Raw genomic sequence first — 21,159 nt, forward strand, 5'->3', positions numbered from 1 at the left:
GATATTTATGGTTTCTATGAATAAGGTATTGAAGAAAATATTGAGTTTTTGTTATGGTAAGCTGGTTAATAGAAAACCAATTGCTATTTATGTCAACTCTTTTACAGATGCGCCTGTACTTGCAATGTTGGCTTGTCAACTTATTGTAAAAAAAGAGAATGTAATTTTTGTTCTGGCAGAACAGAATGAAAGCTTGGTCTCGAGAATTTTATCATTTATAAATGATTTTAATGGAATGTTCGTCTTTTTAAGTGAATTGAATGTTCATGAGAAAAAGGACTTATCTGATAAAGTGAAAGAAGTAGAAAATAGATATCAAAAATATAATTTGAATTTTGATATCCTTCGGGCTTTATATATTAGTTTAAGTGAAGAGTTATCAAAGTTTGAAGAATTTTTTATGACGCATAAACCTAAACTATTGATTGTTGGTGAGGATGGAATATCCTCTAATGCTTGTTTAATTCAAGCTGCTAGATCGAAGAAAATTCCAATTTTAGATATACCATATGGATATGGAAGTTACATGGATTTGGAAAATTCACTGGATCAAAAAAGCAAAAATGAAGAATTATATCACTCTGATGATGGAGCAGGTTTGGCTGTAAAAGATAAATTTCCTCATTGGATTAAAAAAGGTAAATTTTCGGGTTCTATTTTGTTAAATCCTTATTTCATTTTGGCGCGTGAAGAATTGCAAATAAAATTATATAACCCTTGGACCGTTCATGGTGGGTATGCAAATGTTCTTGGTGCTGAAAGTAAAGTCATGCTTAATCATTATTTAAAGGAAGGGGTGCAACCTAAGAAGCTAGTGCTGACTGGTTCACCATACTGTGATTACTTGAAAACTTGTTTAGATCTGAATAATAGAAATCTGGAGACTTCAAATAATCATAATCTAGACAATCAAAAGTCTATTTTAGTTTGCTGGCCTCCAAGTTATCATAATGAGCGGTCAAAGTTATGTGAATTTGATACCTATGAAGATCTTACTTCAGCAGTATTTAAATTTTTAAGCCAGCTAAAAAATGTAACAGTAACAATTAATCTTCATCCTGCTGTTCAACCAGAATTCAAAAATTTTGTTGAAAGTTTTAACATAAATATTAGTACTTCTTATATTCTTGATGAACTGGTAAAACATGATATTTATATCAGTTGTTATTCTAGTACCGTACGTTGGGCTATTGCACTTGGAAAGCCAGTGATTAATTATGATTTTTATCAATTTAATTTGAATGAATATGACGAGGCACCAGGCGTTTTAAAAGTGTCGAAACAAGAAGAATTTGAGCATGTAATGAAACTGGTTTTAGAAAAGGATCAATATATTAATGAAATACAAACATCACAAAAACAAATTTCAACAGACTGGGGAATGATTGACGGATTAAATTTTGAAAGAATTTATAAAGAAATTAATAAATTAACTTTGTAAATATCCAATTTATAAAAATCTATATTTTCTGATGTCCTTATTCGAGTAATCAATAAAAAGCCTTGATTCATTGACAATCGAGAAAGTTGTTTTTATTAGAAATTACTTATCTGATTTAGAGGTGGTAGATCCAAATAGGTTCTGTTTCAGTTCAATAATATCTTCTGGGTGTCTATTCTCCCATTTAATTAGTTCTAATCGATCATTTTCTAATTTTCTCTGAATATTATCTTCTTTAAGTAAAGTGGAAAAATCACTAATCACAGATTCATCTTTTAAACTTAATACTATTGATAATATTAGATTTCCTAATTCATTTTTAAAGTGTTGTGGATCCCAAAACCAACGCATTTTAGTCCGGGCATCATCTTTGTCTGGAAGTTGTTCGGTTGTAATGGAATTAATATTATTAAAACCCCATAAAGAAAACTTTGTGTCGGGGTATTTTTGATTATGATCTGCTATTAATGTCATCAACTCTTTTTGCCATTGTTCATAAGTATCCCATAAATTTAACAATTTATAAGTTTCCAAAAGCCTGACATGTTCTGGTGCAAGTATAAGAATTAATTCAGTATGATTCTTTTCGCAAATCGCTATGATTTTTTGTAAATAGGCAATGGTGTCAATTCCTTTTTCAGGATCAGTAAAACCAAATTGATTATGTGGTAAGGGCAATAAAGAGGTTTTACTATAACTTTCTGTATACAAAAAATTATTCTTATAACCTTTTAACTGTTGTATTTGCTCTTCTCTATAATCATGGACGAGTTGCCCGTTACTCAAAAAAGCATTTCTTTTGTGCTGGTTTTTTATAGTTTCCAAACTGGCTTTTAATGCATCAAAAGAAAGCAAAGTAGAAATAATAGTATTTATGGCAAAAGGATTTTTATCTCCATTGACATCGACACGCAGTAATGATTCATTAAAATCATCTCTGTTCTCGACATAAGCATTAAACATAAAAAAATTAACTACTAAAACGACTTTTTTGATGCGTTTAATTGCTTCAGCATGTTGCAGATAGCGCATTACTTCGTAAATATTTGCTCCGCTCAAACCAAGGTTATAAACGTGAGAGTTATCCCATGCAGAAAAATCTGGGTCGAGGCCTGTTTCAGCAGTAGAAGAGCCTAATATCAGATATTCCGGTCTTTTCCACTCTATCGCTATTGCTTTGCTAAGACGTAAGTGCGATGTGACTTGTGGCTTTTGACTGAATTTTTGAATAGGCAGTGATTTATAAATATCGTACGGATTAACTAGCCAGTTAAACAACATAATAAACAAACCAAATAATAGAAGGAATGTCAGATAATAAATGGAAAATTTTTTAAAGTGATTCAATTAAGTTCACCTTAGAATTTATAATATAAAAACTCACTGATATGCCCCAAAGACAGTAGTGAAAGCAAAGTTAAAATGGCACAAACTGCTGCAGTGAATGCATTAGGTGCCCAATACAGTTTCTTAATGTGATACGGCTCAATTTCTCCTGGGTAAGTCTCAAGTGCGGGATTGTATCTATAGAGTAGTTGTTGAGTGTTAGGTCCTAAAAATATGATTAAACCGGTTATAAATAAAAGGGCAAATAAGCGTTGTAATTGCCCAAAATTAAATACGCTACTAGATAACGAAATATTCTTAAATAATGCAGTTAAAATGTGACTACTAGCCATGAAAGTCTCTGCACGGAAAAATATCCAGGCTATCATAACAGCCAGAAAGGTAATGATTTGAGCAAAAAAATTACCGATAAATTTCTTTGTGGGGAAAAATTGAAAATAGTGTTTTTTTAACTGAAGCCATAAGTGATTGATCACTAGATAAAAACCGTGCAATAAACCCCAAATAATAAAAGTCCATCCAGCGCCATGCCAAATGCCGCCTATAATCATAGTTATCATCAGATTAACATATCGATTAATATTGTCTTTGCGGTTTCCACCTAATGGGATATAGATATAGTCCCGTAAAAAACGAGATAAAGTCATATGCCAGCGGCGCCAGAAAATAATAATATTACGCGCTTTGTAAGGTGAATTAAAATTCAGAGGAAAAACGATACCAAAAAGGCGTGCTAATCCTATTGCCATATCAGAATAGCCTGAGAAGTCAAAATACAATTGAAAAGTATAGGAAATACTTCCACACCATGCTTCTATAAAAGTAACGGGTTCTTTGGATGCTACGCTAAAGACAGTATTTGCATAAGGCGCCAAAGAATCAGCAATGATAGTTTTTTTAAAAAGGCCGATAGAAAAAATAGTCATCCCGACAGCACAATTTTCCCAGCTGAGCAATTTTTTTCTTCTATTTTCGAACTGAGGCATTATTTCCTGGTGATGAAGTATCGGCCCTGCCATTAAATGAGGAAAAAATGTGACGAATAAACCGTAGTTTATAAAGTGAGGCACCTTAATTTGTTTTCTATAGCAATCTGTGAGATAAGCAATTTGAGTAAAGGTAAAAAAAGAGATGCCTAGTGGCAAGTCTCCATTAATTAATTCTAGAGGTTGATTAAGTAATAAGTAGAAATTAGCCAATAAAAATTGGCTGTATTTAAAGTAAATAAGTAAAGATAAATTGCCAATAAGTCCTGCATAGAAGAACCTTCTATTGACTTTCTCCATCAATAAACTGATGAGAAAATTAAATAATATTGAGATTAATAAAAGTGGCAAATAGTAGAAATTCCAATATCCATAAAAAACAATAGATGTTAAAAAAAGAAATAAGATTGTTTCGGAGCGTTTATGGCTCAGTTGAAACAGAAAAAATAGTACAAAAGTTATTGGCAGGAAGAGGAAAAGAAATGAATAAGAGTTAAAGAGCATTATTTAAATTTAACATAAAAAATAAGGTAAATTAATCTACACAATAATTGAGAGGGGCGCGCAACAACTAATATAAAAATATATTCAAGTGAGTAATGATTTACCAGCAGGTGAACCCACCATCAACTATGATATTTTGTCCTGTAACATAGGTTGAGGCATCTGAAGCCAGGAAAACTAATGCGCCTAGTAATTCATCAAATTTACCCATTCTCCCTAATGGTACTTTACTTGAGTAATTTTTAATAAAAGTGTTATTTTGACCACTTTCAATTCCGCCTGGTGTTAAAGTATTAACACGTATACTGTACTTGGCTAAATACGTAGCCAGATATTTCGTCAAACTCAATACAGCACCTTTTGATGCAGAATAGACAGCAGGAGTGTTAATTTCCACCCCTAAATATTCTGAACCTTTATAGATGCTTTGATCGGGCGCAACAACTCCATAGATAGAGCTCGTTTGAATAATGCTCCCTCCGGTATTTTGCTTTATCATTTCTTTACTTACAGCTTGAGCTACAAGAAACATTCCATCTAAGTTAACAGACATTACTTTTCGCCATGTTTCTAAATCATACTCTTCAAATGAAGCAAAAAATTTATGCAAATTATCCGTCTTGGTTGCTGCGTTATTTAAAAGTATGTCAATTGAATTAAATTTGGCTTTTACTGTTTCCACCATGTGAGCAATATTAATTTTATCAGTTACATCACATCTCAATGGAAGAACTTTTGCATCTGGAAACTCTTCAAGAATTGACTGGCATACCTGTTCCGCTTTTTCAAAGCAAACATCGGCAACAGCTACCTTAGCGCCATTTTTTGCGAGTTCTCGACTAAAACCTTTGCCGAGGATCCCAGCTCCGCCTGTGATAACCGCAGTTTTATTCGTAAGATTAAACAATGGCAGCCCCTTATTTAATGTTGAATGTAATTTGTTCCATAGGCTTTAACGAAGATAATTGCCTTATGAGTTTCATCGTGCTGATTGTTTCAGACGGTAGTATAACAGGCATTTTCTTCTTAACCATCAGTTGCATATTTTTAATTGTTCGTTTAAACGCAGTAAAATTATCATGAAGATCGTAGTGATAATGATTATTGGTACCATAAAATGAAAGATGGAAGGTTTTACCAACTTTTCCGAGGCAGGTTAGATTAAATATAACATTGTTTTCCAGTGTGAGATTATAGGATTCAAATGATGCAGGAAGACGAACTGCTGAAATTATTTTGCCTAATCCCATGCCATTGATGGCATCAATAAGATGAATACCATATTTTTCAAGGTTATTTAAAACAACGCCTTGAATTAATTTTAGTTCCCCAAGATCTAAATCGTTGTTTCTAATTAAATCCAGTTCTTGAGCGTAACGCATCCCAGAGGTGCTCATGAGCAAGCCACTATTTAAGTATTTTTCAAAATAATTTAATTCATCAATATTTAAGGTCAGTGGCTTGTCAATAAAAACTGGTATACCATGTTCTAAAAATGGCTTGGCCATTTTGTAGTGAGTTTGATAATCATCTCTGGCTATGAAGACCAGATCTACTTTGCCTATCATCTCTTCATAATCATCAAGTGCATAAGTAATTTTACTTGCTGCACATAATTGTTGGGTTAAGTTTTTGTCTTGAGTCCATGCACAGGTGACTTGCAGATCATGAAAGTCAAAAGCATCTCTAGGCTGCTTTTCCAGATAATTTAGAATAACAGGCCAGCCTGCTGCAATAAAGGCATCAGGCTCATAGCCATTAATAATAGCGGAGAAAGAAAAAGGGTGGCCGTTTCCTTCACTGTACCCTAGAATACCCGCTTTCATCACCATACACCCCAACCACCATCAACGCATATATTTTGACCTGTTATGTAAGATCCTGCTTCTGAGCATAATAATATTGCGGCACCTTTTAATTCATGAGGCTTCCCAATTCTATTGAGTGGGTTTTTGCTGTTTAGACGCTGAATAAAATCAGGATTTTCTTTTTGAGTACTTTCAAATGGAAATGGGCCAGGACTTATGGCATTTACTCTGATTTGGTGAGGTGATAAAAAGCTTGCCAAATATTTAGTGAGCTGAATTAAACCTGCTTTAGCAGCTCCGTAGCTTGGAGGGTTAGCAAAGCGCTCACTATCGTATAATCTATAATCGGGAGCAACATGTCCATACATAGATGCAATATTAAGAATATTCCCTTTTTTCTTCTTTAAAAGAGGATAGGCTCGTTTAATTGTCCTGAATACTCCATTCAGACATATCTCGATATCCAGATTCCAGTCTTCATCCGAGATGGATTCAAAAGTATTTTTGCGACCTGACCAGCCGCAATTAACTAAAATATCCAGTCCATCAGGAAATAATTCATTAACTGTATGCATAAATTGATCTATCGATTCAGGATTAGAGATATCTACAGAGAGGGAAGTGAAAATGCTATGTTTAAAATTTTCAGCTAGATAATTAGTATAATTTTGACATTTTTCCAGACTACGGCTAGCGATGATAACATTAGCTCCCTGTTCGGCAAAGGCATGAGTTATTTCACTGCCTAATAACCCTGCTCCTCCTATCACTAAAGCGGTTTTACCTCTCAATGAAAAAAGATCAGATAACCTCGGTGCTGTTTCTGGTTTCGAATAAGACATTTGCTACCACCAAATCTTTACTTGTATCAATATCAATTACAGAACTTCCATCTAGAATTTCTGCACCCATTTTTCCAAATAGGACACTTGGTCCTTCATTGGGGAAAGTCCTTAGGTTGAAAGCATAAACAACTCCATTAAGCTGATAGGCTTTTGGTAAATTTTGTCTTGAAATCCATGGTATCGCACCTTTAATATAAGGCTCTGGCTGGCCATCTTGAATAGACCAAATTCGATGAGGATTTACTTCAGCTTCATTAAAAGTAGCAATCGAATCCAGATCTTCATGAACTAAACGGTACAGGCATTTTTGTATGATTTCTTTAGTCCGAAAAGGGGATGTTGCTTCTAACAAAACCATGTAGTCAGGAAGATTATTTTCAGCACTAAGAATTGTGCGGTAATATCGTATTACGTCAGCAACAAGTGCTGTGTCTGTAGCCAAATAATCTGGTCTATGTTGGATAGTAACATTATAGGATTTGGCAGTATTTGCAATATTCTGATCATCAGTTGATATTATAATTTCATCGATTTCAGGAACTTCTGATGCCACTTCAATAGGCCAGGCAACTAAAGGTTTTCCACCAAGTAGGGCGAGATTTTTATTGATAATGGATTTGCTTCCTCCTCGCACAGGTATAAAGGCAACGATCCTTTTGTTATTTATCATTATAAGATTATTAGTTATTATTGAAGTGTTCGAATTATAATCTTGTAAAATTATTAAAGCAAGAATAGGGTTTTTGTATTATTTTTTTAAATAGAATCTTAGTGGATTCTTAATGGTTTCCCATAATTTTTTTGATAAGTGGAGATTACTTAAAATTAGGAAACGACTTAATATTCCTATTCTTACTAACCATGTAGTGGCAATAAAGGAATCTTTCTTAAAAAATTTATTATGATATCGCCACATTCCCTTTGCTTTATATCCCAGGACTCTAATAGGAATTAGTTGAGTGCTATAGCTTTTTATATGAGTAACTTTTGTTTGAGGGGTGAAAATAATTTTCCATCCTCCTTGAATCACTCTATAAAACCAATCGTAATCTTCGCAATAAAGAAAATATTTCGCGTCAAGAAGACCTATATCATCTAAAGTTTCTTTTCTGACAAACATACAAGATCCTGAAATCAATTCTACTTCTAGAGGATGATCAGGTAAAGGCTTATCAGAGAGCAAGTAGCCTGAAAACTTGGGATTATTTGGAAATATTTTTCCTAACTTGAACATTTGATTAAATACTCTGGCAGGTGTTGGGGTAAGTCCTCTGCATCCTGATTGTTCTGTTCCATCCGGATTGGTTACGAGACAACCTGCCATTCCTGCGTCAGGATAATCATTCATCACTTGAAGCAGGTGTTCAATGGTGCTTTCGTTAATAAAGCAATCTGGATTTAAATAGAGTATGAAGGGTGTTTCTATCATAGGATATACAGCATTATTAGCTGCTGAAAAACCCAGATTGGCATGATTTTTATGAATATGAATATCTTGATTATCCTGGTATGCGTTATGCAGCAGGTGCAAGCTATCATCAGATGAGGAGTTATCGGAAACAATTATTTTTACCGGGACGGTACTGGCTAATACTTGTTTGATACATTTCAGCAACATTTCCCCTGAATTGTAATTAACTATAACGACTGTGACTAAGTTTTTTACCATGGTAAACCTTTATTCAGGATCTTGAGCAGATATAAGGAATTTATTTTTCGCGATTTTTGGATTATTTTGCGTTGTCTAAAAACTCTTTGCAAACCTTTTATCGCATCAATTTTTGATTTTAAAATGATTGATGTTTGTCCTCTGAAAATAAATAGCAGAATGGTAACGGTATTTAATAAAAGATGTAATGGGAAACTTAGAAGCAATAGAGAAATAGGCATATTTTTAAAATAAGTCCAAACCAGGTTACGATGTCCATGATAGGTATAAAAATCGCTATGTCTTTTTGTTGTCGCAGAACCGGTATGTTCAACCATTGCTTTAGGAACATAAGCTCCTTTATAACCTGAAAGCCATAAACGGAATGCTAAATCAATGTCTTCATAATAGCAAAAGTAATCCTCATCAAATCCCTGTACGTTATGGAACGCATCACGGCGGTATAAGGCTGCAGCAGCACAAGGAGAAAAAATCTCTGCAATATTGCCAGGATCCTGATGAAGTGGTTTTCTGTGATTTCTACGCCAGGCTTTTCCACTGATATGATAGCAATCTCCGGTGCCATCTAATAAATGGGGTTCTTGCTCACAAAGTAATTTTGAGCCCAGGAAAGCAAACTGTGGGTATGCATGGATGGTGTTTACCATTTCCTCAAGCCATTCTTTATGGGGATAGGCATCAGGATTAAGTAATGCAATCCAATTGATTTCTGGAGATAAGTATTCCATTGCACGGTTGTTACCAGACGCAAATCCAAGATTTTTGTCATGTTTAATGATTGTTAAGGGTAAATTCAGACTAGAAATCTCTTGGGGGATTTCTTCATGGCTTGCGTTGTCAAAAATGATAACCTGAGAAGGTTTATAGGTTTGATCAGCTAGCGCTCGAGCTGCTTTTAACAGATATTTCCCAGAGTTGTAGTTAATAATGATGACTCCAATATTAATAGAGTGATCCGTATTATTGTTAGATAAGTAACTCACGATCCTGTTTCCAATTTGGGAGAGCATTAATCATATTGATGTATAAATTATTGCTTTCTATAAACCAACTCATTTTTTCAATTGAAAAATATTTATTCACAAGCTCTTGTGTCAGCACGTGCTTTACCTGTTTGCCATAGATGTACGGTAGAGAGATAGAGGAATAAGATACTGATAACACTTCACATCCTTGTACTAAACTTTCTGCCAATTCAATAGGGAGATGATAATATTGCTTGTCTACTATCTGTATGTTGTAATTTTCTTTTAACGTATTAATGATTAATGAAAATAAATCAGGATTATGTGCGGGATGGGGTTTTAAAATAACAGTACTGCCCATGGTAGCGTATTTTGATAGAATGTCTTCATAAAGTGCTATTTCATTATCTATTGTGGTTAGTTTGGATTCTGTGAAATTGCTGAGCATGAGCAGATAGCATGGATTTGGGCTATTTTTAATTAAGTCTTGCATATGGGTCTTAAATTCAGGGATACAATTAGCAAGATCGTTAACACATTTTGTTAAATCATCTCTAGAAATAATAGAGAAATCGCATTGAGTTAAAAAATCTTTCCCAGGATCACAGGGGATAGCTAATATAGCTTGTTGAGCTTGTAATTGATATTTTTTTGCCGGGTAGATTAATTTTCTTTTTAATCTTGCAAGTATATTGTGCAGTATTATTCTTTTTTTATTAATAATTTGGTACATAAATCGAGAGAAATAAGTCTGGGTATAGACTAATCCCAAGGCATCACCATAACAAATACGTTTCGCATGAGGAAAGGCGTGCATCAATGTCTGGTTCCAAAAATCACTACTGATGTCATGCGAAAAGAAGAATTCATCAAATTCGTATTTTTTTAGCTTACGATGTATTAATTTTGCTCTTAATCTTACTGGTAAGTAGGTGATCAATTTGGCGTGTTTGAATAAAGAGTAGCCTGATAAAACAATGGAGTTAGGTTCACTACTAACTAATGATTGAATATGTGAAATTTTAAGGGAATTAAATGGTATATGTGGTTTGGTAAGAATTATCAAAGGTTTTAACGCAGACTTGTTTATTATTTTGTTATGTCGATAAGCTGCAATAGCTGGTATTAATTGATTAATGTGATCAATACTGATTAAGGTGGGTTTATTCATAGCATGGCTAATTCATTTATTAATATCATACAAGTTTTTGTCAGCATTATCCGCTCCCTTACGGTCGCGGCTCAGTTATGATCGTAGTTCTTTTTTAACAGCAATCCGAGCCGCGACCGTGAGGGAGCGGATAGAATCACACTCCATAGATCATACTCAAGGAACTAGGTAAATGGATAATCCATTTCGCTATTTAATTTGTTTTCTAATAAAAATTCCTTTAAAGGGCCTAATAGTTGCAAATGATGCTGCATGGAAATTTCGTAACTTGTCAGGTTGCAACGGCCAGTTTCTAACAGGGTAGTGACTAGTTCAGCAGTGAGCATGCTTTGAAAAGGTATGGGTGCATTAACTTCTTCCCATTTCCAGTCTTGTTCCAGGCTTGTTTGCCATGCTTTTTGTTCCCATTCTCTTGAAATTACACGCAGGTTATGGTTGTAAATTTCAATTTGAATAGGCGCCATGCCGCTGTTGTCACAATGCAAAAATGCAGTACTCCCATTTTCAAATCGGGCGATTAAAGTTCCGGTTAACTCAAAATAACCTTTTCTTTTACTCGGTATAATTTGCTTATCAAGATATCGGGTATCAATTTCAAATTGATCACTTCCAGTGATATAGGCTAAATGATCAAGATAATGGATTGCATTCGTGACCAGACCATATTGACTTCCGTTTACATGGTATTGTACGACTTCATTTTTAAATGCAGTATTTAAATGCTGATAATACGGCATCATTCTCATGGTGCAGTTAACCCAGACTTTCGTATCTTTTGAAGATAATTGTTTAGCAATATCATAATAATCTTGCTCTTGGGTAAATAATAATTTTTCAAGAACCAGATGTTTCACTTCTGTTTTATCTAATAAATTTTCTATGATAGTTCTGCGGCTGTTTGCTGTGCTGGCAATAATCGCTATATCTACTGATTGATGATTCGGTATGCTTTGTGAATAACTAATTTTATGTTTTACATCTTGAATAGTGGCTTCAAAGCGGTTTTTTGCTGTTTCAAGTGACTCAAGGCTGGGGTCAATTACGTCTATTTCTATTTCCTGATTAAGTAAATTAAGTGATTGTAAATGTCTGCTGCCAAGTTGCCCTGCACCAATGATTACTATTTTATTCATGATAGAGTATTTTGATTAGTTATAAATTGTTGAGCATTTTAGCTGACTTGTTTGTTTAATTCCACAGTTGTTATTTGGTGATTCTGTGTTTTAGATATTTGTTCAGATAACCATTTGGCTAATACTCGGTGTCCTTGCTCGTTAAAATGTGACAAGTTCATAAAGTTATTTTTTGAATAGTTAAAACTGGGTGTCAGGCAATGAATTTTAGAAAATTTCTTGCATATTTGATGAATATCCTCCAATTCGTTATGAATATCAGATACTTTAAATTGAGTTTGTTTTATACCATTTTTATAGATTGGGGAAACAAAAAAATAGACATGGTCAGCAATGGCCGAGGAAGATGAAAATAAAGAATTTAAGAACGCTGTGTAATTAGGTAATTTTCTTTTAAAATCACTGTATTTTTCGGAGTAGCTGTCAGGTAAAGAAGCGAATGAATACTGATGCTCCATTTTTTTATCGGGAGCGTATAACCTGTTTAATTCCAGATTGGTAAGTAGATTGATTCCATGAGGATGCAGCAAATAAAAGTGACTATAAGAGTTGTTAATAAAATCAAACCAATGTTTGTTTTTATCTTGGGTGATTGAGTATGATGATGCAGTAAAATTAAATAGATTAATTTCAACTATCAAGGTATCCAAATGTATTTTGTGGGTTTTTAAATAATTAATATGAGTTAGGATGTCTTGACCGCTTTCTCCTATTCTTGAAGCATTCAGAATAGTATAATTTGGAAAATATTTAGCCATAAAATGGGTGTAGGTTTCTTTGGCGAGCAGGTCATATCCATATGAAAATGAGGACCCCAATATTAGCATGATGGGTTTGCCGGGCGATTTTAATTTTTGATTCAAATACGCTTGAGTAAGAAATATTTGTTCCTTAGCTTCGTAGTTTCTCACATTAATTAAATTTTTATTATAAAAATAAGAAGTCAAACTACCAAGGAAGTAACTCCAAAATAAATGGGTAAATATTAGCCCAATAACTATTGTGATAACATATTTATAATAAATTTTTTGAATCATTTCTTTATGTCATTGTATTAAAAATTAAAATATAAAAAAGTACTTGGTGTTTGAGATATAGTGGTTATTGAGAAGTAAGCTAATATTCCCAGAGAAAAACCATACCAAATACTTGGTGTCCATAATAATTTATTTGTGATTGCGCCTGAAGCGGAACTACCAGATTCCTTAATTGGATTATCTAATATCGCATTAGTGTTTTTCATGATTTCTATAGTGTTTGGCAGGATAGCGCAAATTGTCAGGCCTGCTAATAGAAATAATCCAAAAAAGATATAATTTAATAAAGTAAGCAATCCTGCTGTACCGAAGAAATGATGATGAATATGAAACATGCCTTTATAGAAGTTTTCGACAGTTCCAAAATTGTCGGCACGAAATAAGACCCATCCAAGGACTACAAGAAAGAATGTGAAGGTAATGGAAAGGTATCGCAATATTTGCGAAGTTGTTTTTGAGTTTATCTTAAAATGGAAACTGTTTGAAAACTTGTTTTTGAATGCATGCCACCCATGATTCAAAATAAGTAAGCTACCATGATAGGTGCCCCATAAAATAAATGTCCATCCCGCACCATGCCAGAAACCTACAATAATCATTACAATGAATAAATTCAGGTACTTGCGAAAGGCCCCTCGTCTCCCTCCGCCAAGAGGGATATATAAATAATCTCTGAAAAAACGTGATAAGCTCATATGCCATCTACGCCAAAAGTCAATAATATTGATTGCTTTGTAAGGAGAGTTAAAATTTACCGGTAATTTAATTCCTATCATATAACTTAGGCCTATTGCCATTTCTGAGTAACCAGAAAAGTCAAAATATAATTGCAAGGTGTAGCCTATGGCACCAATCCAGGCGTCTACAAAAGAAAGGTCATATCCTTTTCCAGGTAAATCAAAAATATAATTTACTTTGGGGGCGATGGTATCAGCTAAACAAACCTTCTTAAATAACCCAATGATGAATATAGATAATCCTATTATAAAGTAGCGCATGATCGGAAATTGTTTTATCGCTACAATTTTTTTAAATTGAGGCATGACATCAGAGTGATGAATAATTGGGCCAGCTATTAAGTGGGGAAAATAAGTAACAAATAATGAGTAGTTAATGAAATTAAATTCCTTTACTTTTCCCTGGTAAGTATCAACTAAATAGGCTATCTGTGTAAAAGTGAAAAAGGAGATGCCAAGAGGTAAAATAATGTTCAGATAGTTAAAGTGGGTATTGGCTACAACATTGAAATTTTGTATAAAAAAATTCATGTATTTAAAATAAAAAAGGGCGCCAAGATTGCAGACTATTCCAAGAATTAAAAAGCTCTTCCTATAGAAAAGGTATTCGCTTCTACTGATTAACTTGCTAATTAAATAATTAAAACTGATAGAGGCCATTAACAATAGAAGATAATTTGGGTTCCACCAACCATAAAAAATTAGAGAAAAGATTAATAACCATGGAGTGACGCCTGATTTAAAGTAATAAATGAGAAAATAACTTCCAATTAGCGCAACTGGTAAATAAACAAATAAAAACAAATACGAATTGAATAACATGCTATCTGTTTTGATGGAATTAAAAGGCAAATCATAATTTAAGTTTCCATAAATTGCTACATAAAGTATACTAATTTAATTATATTGCTCCTGATTATTTTCATCAGTTTTTTCAAGTATTTGTTTTTTATCGTTAGTACGGAGATTTAATGATTTTTCATCAGCTTTTTGATCAAGACTCTTGTACTTATACCTACCTCATAGGCTCCACTGATTGCAAGCACGCAATAATCATTGATCCCGTAAAATCACATGTTTCAAGCTACATTAACTTGATTAACGGGTTGGGATTAAATTTGGTTGCCGCTATAGATACCCATCTGCACGCTGATCATATTACCGGATCTGGCCCATTAGCTCATTTAACCGATTGTCATTCTATGATGGGAATTGAGACAGAGGCAAAATTTGTGCAAGTTAAATTTTGCGATAATGAAATTCTCAATTTTGGCAATATTAAAATAAGAGCGATGCATACTCCAGGCCATACTCCAGACTCCTATTCTTTCATACTGGAGGACAAAGTATTTACTGGCGATACTTTATTAATTAACGCTACAGGCCGCACCGATTTTCAAAATGGTAGCGCTAGCGAACAGTACGATAGTCTATTTAATAAGCTTCTAAAATTACCTGATTTTATGAAGGTCTATCCGGGGCATGATTATAACCAGAAACATTACAGTACTATTGAACAGGAAAAGAAATATAATCCCAGATTGCAGGTAAAATCCAGGCAAGAGTATGTTGAAATGATGGGTAATCTGAATTTGTCTTTTCCTAAAAACATGCATTTTGCAGTCCCTGCCAATTTGAATAACGGACTAACTGAGCAAGAAATTAATGCTTTCGTTTAAATAGTAGTATATTTTATTTACCAGTTTATTAATTCGATTAGTAAACTGGAAATTTTCCGAATTTCATTGTAAATTCATTCTTTTAATATCGTATCTATTTGATTTTAAATACGTATTTTTATATTGTTTGAGTTTATTGCAGGAAAATAAACTTGTTTTTCTTTTTGAGCCCGGTTTATTTATAATTGAGAGTTTTTGATATTAGGGAATGTTGAACGGTTTTATGATGAATTTATGACAAGGAATTTATTAATTTTTCAACTCATTTTTGCAAAAATTAAACGCAAATTTATCCATTACTTAATATTCCGTTAATAATCAGAGTGTACAATGTGATCCAAGCAATAAATTTTGCTTAAAATTTGTTCATATTGTAGTTGCCAAGAACACCATGGAAGCGTTCTATGGAGAAGTAGGTAGCTGCTATGTTAGGGAGATTTTAGTCATGTTGATTTTGACTCGGCGTATAGGTGAAACATTAATCATAGGTGATGATGTCAATATTACTGTTTTAGGTGTAAAAGGCAATCAAGTTCGCTTAGGGATTAATGCTCCAAAAGATGTTTCTGTTCATCGCGAAGAAATTTATTTGCGCATACAACAAGAAAAAGAATCTGATGATTCAGAACAAGCAGTATAAATCGATTTCCACGCAGTTCATCCAGTTCCGAGTACTTAAAAATACTCGGGACGAACCTTAAATCCCCTCTTGTACTATATTTTCAAGATAGCTTATTGGCTCTTGCCAGGTTGTAGTGAAGTATCGCCTGATGAAAGATAATGACAGATTCCCTTGTCATCTTTTAACATCAATTGTCCTGAAAGATTTACACCACAAGCAACTCCTGACATGAGGCCTGAGGATTGTGAAACGGTAATGTATTTCCCTGCCAGGTAATCAACAGCATTCCATTCACTCATAAAATTATCGAGGTCAGTATTCATAAATTTATTTAAATATTGTTCCAGGTGCACAATAAGGTTGGCAATTAGAAAATTACGATTGTACTGTTGTTTAAAGATCTCGTACAAAGAACACCATGGTTTATCTGGTAAAGGATGATGTTCTGTATCTGTATTGACATTTAGGCCTATTCCAATGATGACTTGTGCGCTACTATTGGATTCTGCCATGATTTCAATAAGACTTCCGCACAATTTTTTGTTACCCCAGAGTATGTCATTCGGCCATTTGATTTTGATATCTTTTGAATTGCTTAAGGTATTTAAAAAGGCTATCAAGGCCAAACTTGAAACAAGACTTAAACCAGAGAGTCGAGAAAGATCACAATTAAAATTCCATCGGGTAGAGCAGTATATATTCTCCCCAAAAGGAGAGTGCCAGTGTCGCCCAAAGCGACCCCTTCCTTGGGTTTGCATTTCAGTACAACAAATTTCAACTACGGAGCTTGAGGGTAGATCTTTCAGGTATCGGTTGGTTGAGTCAATTGATGTGAATAAATGCAGTTTAAAAGGTTGGCCAAATCCTTGGTTGTGTAATTGCTTGGTAATTTCATCAGAGTCTAACAGGATTAAAGGCTTTGACAATTGGTATCCTTGATGGGGTATGCGGATAACAGGTATACCCAAATCATTAAGCTGATTGATTTGTTTCCATACCGCTGAGCGACTGATTTTTAAAGCGTTTCCTAGTTCACTCCCACTATGACATGCTCCATCGCCCAGTATTTGCATTAAAGTATGTTGAGAAGTATTAAATTGAAACATAATTTAAAATTTTAAACTAATATTTTGTTGAAGTTGTACTATCCCATGACGAATTTCTCTAACAGAAGGGTGATAGCATAAAGCGCCACTGCAGCATACTTCGGGCATAAATGAGCGTAACTGCCAGGTCATATTATGCAAGGGATCATCAACCAATTGTTTTGTTGGGAAATTGGTAGGTACATGAAATTCTTTGGTTGGATAGGAGAGACCTAAACCACTGGCTTTGATGAATGCTTCCTTTTGCGCCCATATGTGAAAAAATAAGGCTGGCTTAAGTGATTGGGGTGCTTTTTGTAGTTCGTGGTACTCTTGCTCGGAAAACAAATTTTTACCTATGCCTTCATAAGGTCGGGCTGAATATCTTTCAATATCCACTCCAATCGGATAGGTTTTGCCTACCGCTAACATGGCTGTTTCACCCGTATGACTGATATTAAATTGTAACTTTTGCGAGTTAATCACATTGGGCTTGCCATGGGCATTGTAAGTAAACTCCAATCGTTCAGGAGACATATTAAGATATCTGGCCAGGATAATTCTTAAAGTCGCTCTGGCGTTGGTAAAACGTCTTTTATGGCGATGAAAATAAAAACGATCAGCACGGGAACGTTCATCAGCATTCAATAACTGATAGGCGCTATGCAATTCATAGTCTAACGAGAACTGCCAAAGATCAATACGTGACTCATTTAAAATGCAGTTTTGCGTGTTTAATGGAGTAAATCCTGTAATTATCATCTGTTGTATCTGAAATCTGGCATCGATTAACGGTTAAGAGTATCATATACCAAAGATGTTTAATTCACCAAAGAGTAATCAATGACCCGACAATTTTTGGAATTTGAACAACCGATTGAAGAGTTGAATCAAAAAATTGAAGCACTGCGTATGGTTGGCAGTGATAATGAAGTTAATTTAAGTGAAGAAATAGCTCGACTTGAAGCAAAATGCTCGGAGTTAACAGAGAATATTTTTTCCAGGCTTGAGCCATGGCAAATCGCTCAGATGGCCAGACATCCTTTAAGGCCGCAGACTACTGACTACATTGAGCGAATTTTTACTGATTTTCAGGAGTTGCATGGTGATCGCAGTTATTCTTCAGCTCCTGCAATTATCGGAGGCATGGCGCGATTAAATGGAGAGCCTGTCATGGTGCTTGGTCACCAAAAAGGTAAACGTACCAAGGAAAAAGTATATAGAAACTTTGGTATGGCAAGACCCGAGGAATACAGAAAAGCGCTGCGCTTGATGAGGATGGCTGAAAAATTCAAAATGCCTGTAGTCACATTTATTGATACAGCTGGAGCTTATCCTGGCATAGGCGCTGAAGAGCGTAACCAGTCAGAAGCCATTGCACGCAATCTTTTTGCTATGTCCCGCATTAAAACCCCAATTGTCTGCATTGTTACAGGAGAAGCTGGTTCAGGTGGCGCCCTGGCTATTGGGGTCGGTGATAAAATTATTATGATGCAATTCAGTATTTATTCAGTCATTTCTCCTGAGGGGTGCGCCTCAATCCTTTGGAAAGACGCTTCCAAAGCGAGTGAAGCCGCGCGTGCTATGGGAATTACTGCAGACAGAATATTCGAAAATGGACTGGTTGATATGGTAGTTCCTGAGCCTTTAGGGGGAGCACACCGAGACGTCGATGAGATGGCAAGTCGCTTGAAGAGATTATTAACGAGCGAACTCCAATCTTTGAAAAAGATGCCTTTGGATCAATTAATTGAACTAAGGTATCAAAAATTTATGGCAATGGGTGCTTGTGACTAGACCTTTGTTAAGTCCCGAATGGGTAGCTCGCCTTAAGAAATTCAAGAAGTTGCTAGTAGGGTTCAGTGGTGGTCTGGACTCTACAGTACTCCTACATGTTCTTGCCTCATCTCCTGCTTTATGTAATCAACTCTTGGCTGTGCATATTAACCATGGAATTAGTGGAAATTCGCTGAACTGGCAAAGGCACTGTGAGCAATTGTGCCTGGATTTAGGTATTGCTTTTATTGCCAAAGCGATTGAATTTAATCGTGCTGCAAATGTTGAAGAAGCAGCACGCAATGCGAGATACGATTTTTTTTCCTCTTTATTAGAGGATAATGATTGTCTGGTTTTGGGGCATCATCTTGATGATCAAGCAGAAACAGTTCTTTTGCAACTGTTTCGCGGTGCGGGAGTTGATGGGCTGGCTGCCATGAAGGAATGCAGTAACTTGGGTGCCGGACAGTTAGCAAGACCATTTTTGACCTGCCCGAGGGGAGAATTAGAGCATTATGCTCGCATTCATGAATTAAAATGGATAGAAGACGAAAGCAATCAAGATACAAAATACTCTCGTAATTATCTGCGCCATCGGGTAATGCCATTATTAGTTGAAAAGTGGCCGGGAGTAGTAGGTAATATTTCTCGAGCGGCAACTCATTGTCAGCAGGCAAAAGCAAATCTTGAGGTATTGGCTATAAAGGATTGTCCTGATTTGTTAAACGCTACTGATCATTTGCTGATTGAACCCCTAAAAGGACTTGAATTTGAGCGGATTACAAATGTTTTAAAGTTTTGGCTTAAAAAAAATAGAATTCAATTGCCTTCGTCGAAAACGTTCCACCGTATTATTTATGAAATAATCTTTGCAAAGCTCGATGCCATGTCAACAGTGAGTTGGGGGCAAATACAAATACGCCGTTTTAAACAACATCTTTATTTGCTTAAAGCAGACAATGGCAATTTACCAATAGTTATTGAATGGCAACACTTTCCAGATTCTTTAAGGTATCAAGATGCCAATATTAATTTGTCTGCAGTAAAAGCCCAAAAGGGATTAATGATCCCCAAAGATACACAAATAGAAATTCGATTCAGGAAAGGGGGGGAAGAGTTTTATTGGCATGGGCAAACCAAAAATCTAAAAAAATTATTTCAGGAATGGCAAGTTCCCCCGTGGGTAAGGGATCGAGTTCCATTGGTTTATATTAATGGACAATTGGCCTGTGTAGTCGGTTATGCAGTGAGCGATTTGTTTTTTACTACAAATCCTCTGGAAGCATGGTCTATAGTTAATAAATCTTAATGTCAAGAATCTCTGCTCTCTTACGGTCGCGGCTAGGCTTTAATCATAATTCAATTTAATAATCTGATTAATCATCCGAGCCGCGACCGTGAGGGAGTGGAAAACAGATTATTTTACAAATTTTCCACAACAAAATTTATTTCAAAAATAATTAGTTAGTGTGGTATCCGTTTATTCCATTAACAAGTCCTAAACCAAATGGAAATGGTGAACTAATGACATCTGACTCAGTGATCCCACTCACCTATTTTATTACCTTTACTTGTTATGGAACATGGTTGCATGGAGGCAAATCAACTTCAGTTGATTACTACAATAATATACCAGGAACTGAATTTATCCCTTATGATCGAAGGCGGTTATATCAGGTAAAAAACCTCATGCTGGAAACACCTTATTCCCTGGATGAATTAAGGCGTCACATTGTTTTGCAAGCAATTTGTGAAGTGTGCAGATATCGTCAATGGGTATTACTGGCTGCTCATGTCAGATCAAATCATGTACATCTTGTTATCCACGCCCAACTTTCTCCTGAACAAGTAATGAATAAAGTAAAAGCATACGCATCGCGTTATTTAAATAAAGCTGGACTGGATGATGGTAGAAAGAACAGATGGACCCGTCATGGAAGTACACGTTATCTTTGGAATGAGGAAGAAATTGAAGCAACGATTCAATATGTTGTTTATGAACAAGGGTTGCCAATGGCTGTATTTGAAAATAAAAATAGAGTATTCGGTGTTGAAATTTGATCTATCCGCTCCCTTATGGTCGCGGCTCGGTTTTAATCATAATTCAATTTCATTATCCGAGCCGCGACTGTAAAGGAGCGGATTACATTTAAACCAAACTAAATTATTCCTTCAATTTTTTTATAGCTTTTAATACTATACATCATTATCAAATATGTTTATTCTGCGCAAATTCGAATAGGGTGAAATTAATTTCTATTATTTATGTCTGATACTCATTGCGAAAGAAGCTACAGAACAAAACTTCTCAAACAGGGTTTACTTGGTATATTCATCTTATGCTTGGTTTTTCT

Annotated in this window: 20 protein-coding genes; 6 read left to right on the forward strand and 14 right to left on the reverse strand. The window is 34.9% G+C overall.

What is annotated here, in order from left to right; genetic code table 11:
- Window positions 1-7 precede the first annotated feature (7 nt).
- Window positions 8-1,441 (forward strand): hypothetical protein, encoded by a 1,434-nt coding sequence (locus EL201_RS04055; RefSeq protein ID WP_027221135.1) that lies wholly within the window; start codon window positions 8-10, stop codon window positions 1,439-1,441.
- A gap of 102 nt (window positions 1,442-1,543) precedes the next feature.
- Here EL201_RS04055 and EL201_RS04060 read toward each other — a convergent pair whose 3' ends face one another.
- From EL201_RS04060 to EL201_RS04115, 12 genes are all read right to left on the reverse strand, one after another.
- The gene (locus EL201_RS04060) at window positions 1,544-2,788 is read right to left on the reverse strand and encodes a hypothetical protein (protein WP_027221136.1); all 1,245 of its coding nucleotides are present in this window, start codon (window positions 2,786-2,788) and stop codon (window positions 1,544-1,546) included.
- A gap of 11 nt (window positions 2,789-2,799) precedes the next feature.
- Window positions 2,800-4,278 carry an MBOAT family O-acyltransferase gene (locus tag EL201_RS04065; protein ID WP_027221137.1) on the reverse strand — a complete coding sequence of 493 codons (1,479 nt, stop codon included), beginning with the start codon at window positions 4,276-4,278 and terminating at the stop codon, window positions 2,800-2,802.
- A 100-nt stretch (window positions 4,279-4,378) separates the two neighbouring features.
- Window positions 4,379-5,185 carry an SDR family oxidoreductase gene (locus EL201_RS04070; RefSeq protein ID WP_197712598.1) on the reverse strand — a complete coding sequence of 269 codons (807 nt, stop codon included), beginning with the start codon at window positions 5,183-5,185 and terminating at the stop codon, window positions 4,379-4,381.
- Between the two features lie 10 nt (window positions 5,186-5,195).
- Complete coding sequence (locus tag EL201_RS04075) at window positions 5,196-6,110, reverse strand: Gfo/Idh/MocA family oxidoreductase (protein WP_080272872.1); 915 nt, start codon at window positions 6,108-6,110, stop codon at window positions 5,196-5,198.
- Window positions 6,104-6,928, reverse strand: a complete 825-nt coding sequence (locus EL201_RS04080; protein WP_032828796.1) for an SDR family NAD(P)-dependent oxidoreductase — start codon at window positions 6,926-6,928, stop codon at window positions 6,104-6,106. Before EL201_RS04080 ends, EL201_RS04075 begins: the two co-directional genes overlap by 7 nt.
- Complete coding sequence (locus EL201_RS04085) at window positions 6,888-7,601, reverse strand: acylneuraminate cytidylyltransferase family protein (protein ID WP_071974629.1); 714 nt, start codon at window positions 7,599-7,601, stop codon at window positions 6,888-6,890. The genes EL201_RS04080 and EL201_RS04085 overlap by 41 nt, the downstream gene beginning before the upstream one ends.
- A 78-nt stretch (window positions 7,602-7,679) precedes the next feature.
- Complete coding sequence (locus tag EL201_RS04090) at window positions 7,680-8,600, reverse strand: glycosyltransferase family 2 protein (protein ID WP_050598257.1); 921 nt, start codon at window positions 8,598-8,600, stop codon at window positions 7,680-7,682.
- Window positions 8,594-9,583: a glycosyltransferase family 2 protein gene (locus tag EL201_RS04095; protein ID WP_231955152.1), complete on the reverse strand. Its 990-nt coding sequence runs from the start codon at window positions 9,581-9,583 to the stop codon at window positions 8,594-8,596. The genes EL201_RS04090 and EL201_RS04095 overlap by 7 nt, the downstream gene beginning before the upstream one ends.
- Window positions 9,567-10,736, reverse strand: coding sequence for a polysialyltransferase family glycosyltransferase (locus tag EL201_RS04100; RefSeq protein WP_027221141.1), 1,170 nt, complete (start codon window positions 10,734-10,736; stop codon window positions 9,567-9,569). Before EL201_RS04100 ends, EL201_RS04095 begins: the two co-directional genes overlap by 17 nt.
- A gap of 164 nt (window positions 10,737-10,900) precedes the next feature.
- Entirely contained in the window at window positions 10,901-11,869 is a 969-nt protein-coding gene (locus tag EL201_RS04105; RefSeq protein WP_027221142.1) for a Gfo/Idh/MocA family oxidoreductase, read from the reverse strand.
- A 38-nt stretch (window positions 11,870-11,907) separates the two neighbouring features.
- Window positions 11,908-12,906, reverse strand: a complete 999-nt coding sequence (locus tag EL201_RS04110; RefSeq protein WP_027221143.1) for a hypothetical protein — start codon at window positions 12,904-12,906, stop codon at window positions 11,908-11,910.
- A 17-nt stretch (window positions 12,907-12,923) separates the two neighbouring features.
- Complete coding sequence (locus EL201_RS04115) at window positions 12,924-14,174, reverse strand: MBOAT family O-acyltransferase (RefSeq protein WP_331708816.1); 1,251 nt, start codon at window positions 14,172-14,174, stop codon at window positions 12,924-12,926.
- A gap of 440 nt (window positions 14,175-14,614) precedes the next feature.
- Here EL201_RS04115 and EL201_RS04120 point away from each other — a divergent pair, with 440 nt between their 5' ends.
- Both EL201_RS04120 and csrA read left to right on the forward strand, forming a co-directional pair.
- Window positions 14,615-15,322, forward strand: a complete 708-nt coding sequence (locus EL201_RS04120; RefSeq protein WP_027221145.1) for an MBL fold metallo-hydrolase — start codon at window positions 14,615-14,617, stop codon at window positions 15,320-15,322.
- Window positions 15,323-15,767: 445 nt separating this feature from the next.
- Entirely contained in the window at window positions 15,768-15,962 is a 195-nt protein-coding gene (gene csrA / locus EL201_RS04125) for a carbon storage regulator CsrA (protein ID WP_011213314.1), read from the forward strand.
- Window positions 15,963-16,054: 92 nt separating this feature from the next.
- Here the strand turns inward: csrA and EL201_RS04130 are convergent, their stop codons facing one another.
- Both EL201_RS04130 and EL201_RS04135 read right to left on the reverse strand, forming a co-directional pair.
- Window positions 16,055-17,050 carry a biotin--[acetyl-CoA-carboxylase] ligase gene (locus tag EL201_RS04130; protein WP_027221146.1) on the reverse strand — a complete coding sequence of 332 codons (996 nt, stop codon included), beginning with the start codon at window positions 17,048-17,050 and terminating at the stop codon, window positions 16,055-16,057.
- Between the two features lie 3 nt (window positions 17,051-17,053).
- Complete coding sequence (locus tag EL201_RS04135) at window positions 17,054-17,791, reverse strand: 4'-phosphopantetheinyl transferase family protein (RefSeq protein ID WP_027221147.1); 738 nt, start codon at window positions 17,789-17,791, stop codon at window positions 17,054-17,056.
- A gap of 81 nt (window positions 17,792-17,872) precedes the next feature.
- Between EL201_RS04135 and EL201_RS04140 the strand changes: the two genes are divergently transcribed.
- The 3 genes from EL201_RS04140 (at window position 17,873) to EL201_RS04150 (ending at window position 20,866) form a co-directional block, all read left to right on the forward strand.
- Complete coding sequence (locus EL201_RS04140) at window positions 17,873-18,826, forward strand: acetyl-CoA carboxylase carboxyltransferase subunit alpha (RefSeq protein ID WP_027221148.1); 954 nt, start codon at window positions 17,873-17,875, stop codon at window positions 18,824-18,826.
- A complete protein-coding gene (gene tilS, locus EL201_RS04145; RefSeq protein WP_027221149.1) occupies window positions 18,819-20,114 on the forward strand; it encodes a tRNA lysidine(34) synthetase TilS in 1,296 nt (431 codons plus the stop codon). Before EL201_RS04140 ends, tilS begins: the two co-directional genes overlap by 8 nt.
- A 215-nt stretch (window positions 20,115-20,329) precedes the next feature.
- Entirely contained in the window at window positions 20,330-20,866 is a 537-nt protein-coding gene (locus EL201_RS04150) for a transposase (protein ID WP_027221150.1), read from the forward strand.
- The last annotated feature ends 293 nt before the right edge of the window (window positions 20,867-21,159 follow it).

It is taken from the genome of Legionella pneumophila subsp. pascullei, assembly GCF_900637585.1.
GTDB lineage: Bacteria > Pseudomonadota > Gammaproteobacteria > Legionellales > Legionellaceae > Legionella > Legionella pascullei.

Bases quoted from the DNA above. Each gene is read 5' to 3' on its own strand.
- EL201_RS04055 (WP_027221135.1), top strand. From the start codon at position 8: ATGGTTTCTATGAATAAGGTATTGAAGAAAATATTGAGTTTTTGTTAT.
- EL201_RS04065 (WP_027221137.1), bottom strand. From the start codon at position 4,278: ATGCTCTTTAACTCTTATTCATTTCTTTTCCTCTTCCTGCCAATAACT.
- EL201_RS04075 (WP_080272872.1), bottom strand. From the start codon at position 6,110: ATGGTGATGAAAGCGGGTATTCTAGGGTACAGTGAAGGAAACGGCCAC.
- EL201_RS04080 (WP_032828796.1), bottom strand. From the start codon at position 6,928: ATGTCTTATTCGAAACCAGAAACAGCACCGAGGTTATCTGATCTTTTT.
- EL201_RS04085 (WP_071974629.1), bottom strand. From the start codon at position 7,601: ATGATAAATAACAAAAGGATCGTTGCCTTTATACCTGTGCGAGGAGGA.
- EL201_RS04090 (WP_050598257.1), bottom strand. From the start codon at position 8,600: ATGGTAAAAAACTTAGTCACAGTCGTTATAGTTAATTACAATTCAGGG.
- EL201_RS04100 (WP_027221141.1), bottom strand. From the start codon at position 10,736: ATGAATAAACCCACCTTAATCAGTATTGATCACATTAATCAATTAATA.
- EL201_RS04105 (WP_027221142.1), bottom strand. From the start codon at position 11,869: ATGAATAAAATAGTAATCATTGGTGCAGGGCAACTTGGCAGCAGACAT.
- EL201_RS04110 (WP_027221143.1), bottom strand. From the start codon at position 12,906: ATGATTCAAAAAATTTATTATAAATATGTTATCACAATAGTTATTGGG.
- EL201_RS04115 (WP_331708816.1), bottom strand. From the start codon at position 14,174: ATGAATTTTTTTATACAAAATTTCAATGTTGTAGCCAATACCCACTTT.
- EL201_RS04120 (WP_027221145.1), top strand. From the start codon at position 14,615: ATGATTTTTCATCAGCTTTTTGATCAAGACTCTTGTACTTATACCTAC.
- csrA (WP_011213314.1), top strand. From the start codon at position 15,768: ATGTTGATTTTGACTCGGCGTATAGGTGAAACATTAATCATAGGTGAT.
- EL201_RS04130 (WP_027221146.1), bottom strand. From the start codon at position 17,050: ATGTTTCAATTTAATACTTCTCAACATACTTTAATGCAAATACTGGGC.
- EL201_RS04135 (WP_027221147.1), bottom strand. From the start codon at position 17,791: ATGATAATTACAGGATTTACTCCATTAAACACGCAAAACTGCATTTTA.
- EL201_RS04140 (WP_027221148.1), top strand. From the start codon at position 17,873: ATGACCCGACAATTTTTGGAATTTGAACAACCGATTGAAGAGTTGAAT.
- EL201_RS04150 (WP_027221150.1), top strand. From the start codon at position 20,330: ATGACATCTGACTCAGTGATCCCACTCACCTATTTTATTACCTTTACT.